This window comes from Carnobacterium sp. (assembly GCF_049673005.1).
In the GTDB taxonomy this organism is placed as follows: domain Bacteria; phylum Bacillota; class Bacilli; order Lactobacillales; family Carnobacteriaceae; genus Carnobacterium_A.
This window is the reverse complement of sequence record NZ_JBATXB010000043.1, coordinates 1-3,850: the sequence shown is the minus strand read 5'-3', so window position 1 is coordinate 3,850 and position 3,850 is coordinate 1. Positions and strand designations below refer to the sequence as shown.

General features: G+C 33.9%; 4 protein-coding genes and 1 pseudogene. 2 read left to right on the top strand and 3 right to left on the bottom strand.

Annotated features, from left to right (window positions below):
* Both WBF61_RS04110 and WBF61_RS04105 read left to right on the top strand, forming a co-directional pair.
* Positions 1-333: pseudogene (locus WBF61_RS04110) on the top strand (heavy metal translocating P-type ATPase); the annotation flags it as partial.
* A 205-nt stretch (positions 334-538) separates the two neighbouring features.
* A complete protein-coding gene (locus WBF61_RS04105) occupies positions 539-1,516 on the top strand; it encodes a sensor domain-containing diguanylate cyclase (protein WP_424254158.1) in 978 nt (325 codons plus the stop codon).
* 213 nt (positions 1,517-1,729) lie between these two features.
* On the opposite strand, the gene WBF61_RS04100 is transcribed toward WBF61_RS04105, so the two are convergent.
* From WBF61_RS04100 to WBF61_RS04090, 3 genes are all read right to left on the bottom strand, one after another.
* Positions 1,730-2,482 carry a Gfo/Idh/MocA family protein gene (locus tag WBF61_RS04100; RefSeq protein WP_424254156.1) on the bottom strand — a complete coding sequence of 251 codons (753 nt, stop codon included), beginning with the start codon at positions 2,480-2,482 and terminating at the stop codon, positions 1,730-1,732.
* Positions 2,483-2,615: 133 nt separating this feature from the next.
* Entirely contained in the window at positions 2,616-3,224 is a 609-nt protein-coding gene (locus WBF61_RS04095) for a sugar O-acetyltransferase (RefSeq protein WP_424254154.1), read from the bottom strand.
* A 68-nt stretch (positions 3,225-3,292) separates the two neighbouring features.
* Positions 3,293-3,850 (bottom strand): HAD family hydrolase (locus tag WBF61_RS04090; protein WP_424254152.1); only part of this gene is annotated, 558 nt, incomplete at its 5' end.

Genomic DNA, 3,850 nt, shown 5'->3' with positions numbered 1-3,850 from the left:
ACTGCTATGGTTGGTGATGGTATAAATGATGCACCTGCTCTCGTAAAGGCAGATATTGGGATTGCTATGGGAGATGGTACTGACGTTGCAGTAGATGTATCTGATCTCGTTTTAATGCAAAATAGTTTAGCTAAACTGGTAAATGCACATACAGTTTCTTTGAAAATGAAACGCGTTATTTGGCAAAATATTATCTTTTCAATGATAGTTGTAGCCTTTTTAGTTGTAGTCAGTTTGTTAGGACTAGCGGATATAGCGATCAGCGTAGTCATTCATGAAGGAAGCACATTAGTCGTTATATTGAACGGACTAAGATTATTAAAAGCGAAGTAAAAATAACGAAGAATCTTCTTAAAAGATTCTTCGTTATTTACGTAAAAAAACAGGTTTAATTCAGTATTAAAGAATAACTATAAAGAAGATTTGTACAATTTAGTAACAATGCAGTTACCCTATTGAATCAAATCAGTCTTTAAAGTAGAATTGAGTGGATACAATGTACCCTCAACTAAATTGTTCATAAAAGGAGATTGTACTATTGAAAAACGATACTCAAGAAGAGTTGATTTTAGAAATGGCTTCTTTAAAGAGATTAAACAAGGAGTTATTAATAGCACTGCAAGACTCAGAGCGTTTAGAATTTGAATGGACAAAAAACTTAGGTCAGTGGTTCTGGGACTTCACAACAAACGAAGTTACGTTCAATCCTTTAAAAGCAGAGGCTATTGGATACTTAGAAATAGACTTACCTGAAAAGGTTCCTTTCCAATTTTTTACAGATAAAATCCATCCAGATGATAAAGAAAATGTCATGCAATTAATGACCAATCACCTCAAAGGAGAATCGACTGTTTGGAGAGTGAAATACCGTATTCAAGCTAAAGATGGTTCTTATAAAATGTATCATGATTTTGGAAAAGTAACCGAGAGAGACAAACAAGGTGCACCTCTGTTTTTAAAAGGGGTTGTATTCGATATTACAGAAGAGGAATACGAACGTGATCAATTAGTCGTTAGAAATAAGAAGTTGTCTGATCAAATGAAAATAGATTCTCTTACATCTCTGCATACAAGGTCCTCTTTAGTTGTAGAGCTAGCGAAACATGTTCGTCTTGCTAAAGAATACACTCTTCCCTTATCCGTACTGTTTTTAAAAGTAGACCATTACACCGAATATGAAGAATTATTCGGAATTGTGATGAGTGAAGAAATATTAAAAGTGATTGGACAAATCATTCAAACAGTCATCAAAGAGAATGGTCATGTTGCAGGTAGGTATAGAGAGTCCGTATTTTTAATTCTATTAAATGATATTCAAGAAGATGAAGCCTATGCTTTGGCTAACAAAATAAGACAGACTGTTTTTGAAACTCTTTTTGATGTATCTAGGCATGTAACTATTAGTTCTGCTATTTCTGTTTTTAATTCAGAAGAAACAATCAGCGAACTAATCAATAATGTCTCTAAGAAATTATTGACTGCAGTTAAAAATGGCGGAAATCAAATTGTTATGTAAGTAAATTTCCAACTCATTTTATTGGTTATCTTTTTGAACAGTAGAACTAACCAAATGGTACAATAACAGGTTTAATAAAAAGAGATAACGTAGCCATCACTATGGATGGCTACGTTATCTCTTTTTATTGCAACAATACTCGTACTAATTTTTTCATTCATTTTGATAGGCTATCTTCTTAATACTAGTTGAGTTCTGATAAGATTAATTCAATTAGTTCCATTGTTTTGACATTGTCTTCGCCTGAAGTCTTAGGTGTTTCTCCACTAAGATGTTTTCTCTTTCACGGGACCAAGCATCCATCCCCACAAAGTATGCACTGCCGACAGTACCGGATTCAAATTTTAGTGAGATAGACTGAGATAGATTAGAACCTTCAATTGATTTAAAACCTGAAACACCAATCGCTTCACCAAATAGATACCGCATTAAATCAACAATATGAATTGCAGCTAATTTAAGATAGTCTTCCTCACTCTTACAGAATTCTGTACTGTTAACTGCAAAATCTACATTAAAAGACTTAACATTGCCTAACTCTTTCGATGCAATCAATTCTTTAAGCTTCAAATAGCTTGGTGCATATCGTTTCATAAATCCTACCATTAAAATTACTCCAGCTCGTTCAGCTCTATCTGAAAGATCCTTAGCCTCTATGGCTGTTAATCCTAAAGGTTTCTCAGCAAAAACATTTTTCCCTGCTTCAATACACTTTATAACCATTGCTGACATATCTTCTGGCTGTGCAACGATTACAACACCATCACACTCTTCGTTTTTAAGCATTTCATCAATGTTATCATAGGCATTGCCTTCACTACCAAAACGAACAAGTGTAGCTTTTGAATTTTTTTTATTTCTAGTAGCGATTGCCTTAATCTCTATGCCCGCTTCAACCACTGATGGATAAATATTAGTCGTAGCTTGAAATCCTGCTCCGATAAAACATAAACTAGCTCTTCTCATACTATTCCTCTTTTCTTATTTAAATAAACTAAATAGTCTAAATGGACTCTCCACTATAAATTGCTAAGTATATTTCAATCAAATCGTTCTATCTTATAGTATAAATATACATCGTTTTTTTATAAACGACTTCTTATTTTTCTTTACTAATCTTTTTATTTTTAAAATAATAGTCTTCATCATGCTTATTAATTTCCCTAAGAATACGACAAGGATTTCCAACTGCGACGACATTATCAGGAAGATCTTTCGTTACCACACTGCCTGCACCGACGACGACATTTTCTCCGATGGTAATTCCAGGTAGAATAATTGCGCCAGCACCAATCCAACAATTCTTACCAATATGAACGGGTATATTATATTGGTAAGCTTTTTTTCGGAGTTCAGGTAAAATAGGATGTCCTCCAGTTGCGACAACTACATTGGGACCGAACATCGTATAATCTCCCACATAAATATAAGTATCATCAACCAGAGTGAGATTATAATTAGCATAGACGTTCTTACCAAAATGAACATGATGACCTCCAAAATTTGCATGAAGAGGTGGCTCAATATAGCAACCTTCACCAATTTCAGCAAACATTGCCTTCAACATCGTTTCTCGCTTATCCAATTCGCTCGGCCTTGTTTGATTGAAGTCATACAGACGGTCAAGATGCTGCATCTGCTTTCTCATCAACTCCTCATCGTTAGGTAAATATAAGTCCTCTGTGTGCATTTTTTCTTGATTTGTCATATTAGTCCCTCCAGGTTTAAACTATTATTCTTTCTAAACAATAGATGGAAAAAGTCCATATTTTTTCTTTAAAAAATAACATCAAGTAAATCATTAGGGTAATTAAGGGTATAGGTTGTGTTTTTGAACTTTTCTGGTTCCAGGCTCCCCCATGAAGCAAAAGCAAAATCCATTTTAGCCTTGTTAGCTGATTCAAAGTCCGATAATGAATCACCAACATATAAGCAGTTTTCAGGTGCCACATTTAGTATCTTTGCACAATGTAAGAGAGGTTCCGCATCAGGTTTATGCTTTTTTGTGTCTTCTAATAAGACTATAGCAGAAAAGCAGTCATGTATTTTCTTTCCTTTAATATCAATGATATATTGTTCTCTCTTTTTAGAAGAAACAACCCCCTGAATAATTTTATTATCAAGACTACGAATAAGTTCATCGAAATTATAATAAATACTTGCTCCATGTTTATACGCATTCACGTATTTAACCCAACGCTCATAGACTGTTGGACTATTTTTTATATTAAGGAGTTCTAAACTCTTTGGACCTGGAAAAGACATATAATGCATTAATTCATCATATGTCATATCTCTATCAAGTTCTTCTTTTACGATTTCCATTAATGGGAA

What these genes read in the sequence shown, in the direction of transcription:
- WBF61_RS04100 (WP_424254156.1), bottom strand. Translation starts at nt 2,482, where the DNA reads ATGAGAAGAGCTAGTTTATGTTTTATCGGAGCAGGATTTCAAGCTACG.
- WBF61_RS04095 (WP_424254154.1), bottom strand. Translation starts at nt 3,224, where the DNA reads ATGACAAATCAAGAAAAAATGCACACAGAGGACTTATATTTACCTAAC.